This window comes from Buttiauxella sp. B2 (assembly GCF_006376615.1).
Classification (GTDB): domain Bacteria; phylum Pseudomonadota; class Gammaproteobacteria; order Enterobacterales; family Enterobacteriaceae; genus Buttiauxella.
Genome location: NZ_VEXQ01000064.1, coordinates 1 through 2,126 on the forward strand (window position 1 = coordinate 1; position 2,126 = coordinate 2,126).

The 2,126-nt window shown below is 48.7% G+C and carries 2 protein-coding genes and 2 pseudogenes; 3 read left to right on the forward strand and 1 reads right to left on the reverse strand.

What is annotated here, in order from left to right; all coding sequences use genetic code 11:
- The 3 genes and pseudogenes from FH968_RS24040 to FH968_RS24045 all read left to right on the forward strand — a co-directional run.
- Nucleotides 1–130, forward strand: a pseudogene (locus FH968_RS24040) (RNA-guided endonuclease TnpB family protein); the annotation flags it as partial.
- A 91-nt stretch (nt 131–221) separates the two neighbouring features.
- Nucleotides 222–422, forward strand: coding sequence for a hypothetical protein (locus FH968_RS23475; protein WP_139883888.1), 201 nt, complete (start codon nt 222–224; stop codon nt 420–422).
- Between the two features lie 139 nt (nt 423–561).
- A pseudogene (locus FH968_RS24045) lies at nt 562–687 on the forward strand (resolvase); the annotation flags it as partial.
- Between the two features lie 320 nt (nt 688–1,007).
- Here FH968_RS24045 and FH968_RS23485 read toward each other — a convergent pair.
- The coding region (locus FH968_RS23485) for an Ig-like domain-containing protein (protein ID WP_189389356.1) at nt 1,008–2,126 on the reverse strand (1,119 nt) is incomplete at its 5' end.

Consider the following 2,126-nt stretch of genomic DNA (forward strand, 5'->3'; position numbering starts at 1 on the left):
AAAATGCCGACATAAATGGCGCACGTAATATTTTAGCGGCAGGACATGCCGCACTAGCCTGTGGAGAGAGGGCAGATTCAGGCCGCTAATGAAGCAGGAACCCACCGAGGCGAGTCAGACTCCGGTCTGAACGCTGTAGGAATCCTCGCTCTTTAGGGCGGGGAGGATGTCAATTTCAAAAGTATGTTCACCGTGATGGAAATGATGAGCGGCGTCTACTCATGGCTAAAGCCAAAACATTAAAAACCTCGCGGCGTTCTGATGAGCAGTGCAACGTCGCACCCGGACGCCAGCAGAATAAAGTTAAAAAAAGCCCGAGCCAGGGGCTTGGGCCTAAAAAGAACCACTCTAATGAAATCGGACTCACAACAGCACATAAGACATTTTACACCCATATGTCTCACCTGATAGTGGCCTGTTAATGGAAAGACTGTCTATATATTAAACAGGATATCGTTAATTTTAAGAATGTTCATGCAGATATAGGGAATAATAACACTGGCTCATTTTGTTCATAATCTGGATGATCTCATCAAAAACGCTGCTATTTAACATATTACCCAGAACGTGCTGTACTATCGGCAGGTTAAAAAGTTGAGTATAAGGGAAACTGCGGAGGTTGCTGGTTGCATTCCTTCCCAAGTTTGTCGAATACAGGCAATTCATAAAATCTATGTGTCTGATTGAAAAACAGGCATAACGTACAATAATTTCCGATCCCCAAACTCCCCCAATTATCAAGGCAGAAGACACCGGTGCGTATCGATGGCGGTGAGACAGTACAAACCGGCTAGTGTAATTACGCCGCAAACGCCCCCCGGAATGCGGAAAACGCACTTCTGCTATAGAACGCGCCAGGAACAGCAGCTGCCTACCAGGTTGAGTTTAAACGGATCTGGATGGAGTAGCGCTTGCGGTACTGAAATAAAATCATGCCAATACCGCAAGCGTTGCTATCAGGCGTCGAGTCATCTACTCATAATCGCCTTATTAAAGAAGCGCTATATTTAGTCTCCCGGTACAGCAATAGACTGAGAGCTACTCATATCTGAATGGACGGATATTGTCGCTACTCCGGAGGTGTAATTAGTATAAGCAAATGTTCTATGATTACCTATCCAATAGGATCCTGACTCTCCGTTTGCCGAGATTGAATTATTGAGAGTCAGATTGCCCGTTGTTGTTTGATAAACCGTCACACGGGAATCATTCAGAACGTTGTTATACGGGTCAACAATATAGGCCAGCACATACTGAGCACGACCATCACCTCCCGTCCTGGTGGTTAACGTTATCCTTTGAAGAATAGGGTTCGCATAGTCAGCGGTGATTGTTAGTGCAGCCGTTTTCGACACACCGTCAAGCGTAGCGGTCACGGTATCCGTTCCTATCGTGGTGCCGATAATACCAGGTAACAACGCAACACCTGACGCATCCGTAGTCACGGTCGCAGTGGTCGTCGCTGTACCACTATCAGAGAATTTACCCGCATTATTTACGGATAGTGAAACACTAACCGGCGTATTTTTGAGCGCAAGCCCGGTATTTGCGTCCGTAAAGGTGGCTGAGAATGTATTACTCGTAGTTCCAGCCACTACCGTCGTTTGCCCACCGGTGATAATCATAGAGTTTAACTGCGGCGTAGCGACAAACGTGGTCGCCACATTCTGGCTGTGGCCATTAACTGTAGCTGTCACGTTACTCACGCCGATAGTCTGGCTGGTCAGTGTTATCGTCACACTGCCATCCGCCGCCGTTGTGCCCGCGGGCACAATGGTTGCACCATTATCTGCAGTGAAACTCACCGTCTGGCCTGCCAGCGGGTTGCCATTGGCATCTGTCACCATCACTTTCACACTGTTTGTGGCGATACCATTAGTAATGGCATCGTTGGCCACCACCGTCATCGCACCATTCTCAATGGTCGCGGTAGAAACATCCGCCACAAAGGTCGCCGTCACGCTCTGGTTGCTGCCGTTAATGCTGGCGGTCACATCGCTGGTGCCTGCCACGGTGCTGGTCAGCGTCATTTTCGCCATACCGGAAGCGTCAGTGGTTTGTGTCGCACCTATTGTCGCGCCGTTGCTGGCACTGAAATTAACACTCTGATTTGCCAGCGGGTTGCC

What these genes read in the sequence shown, in the direction of transcription:
- FH968_RS23475 (WP_139883888.1), top strand. Translation starts at nt 222, where the DNA reads ATGGCTAAAGCCAAAACATTAAAAACCTCGCGGCGTTCTGATGAGCAG.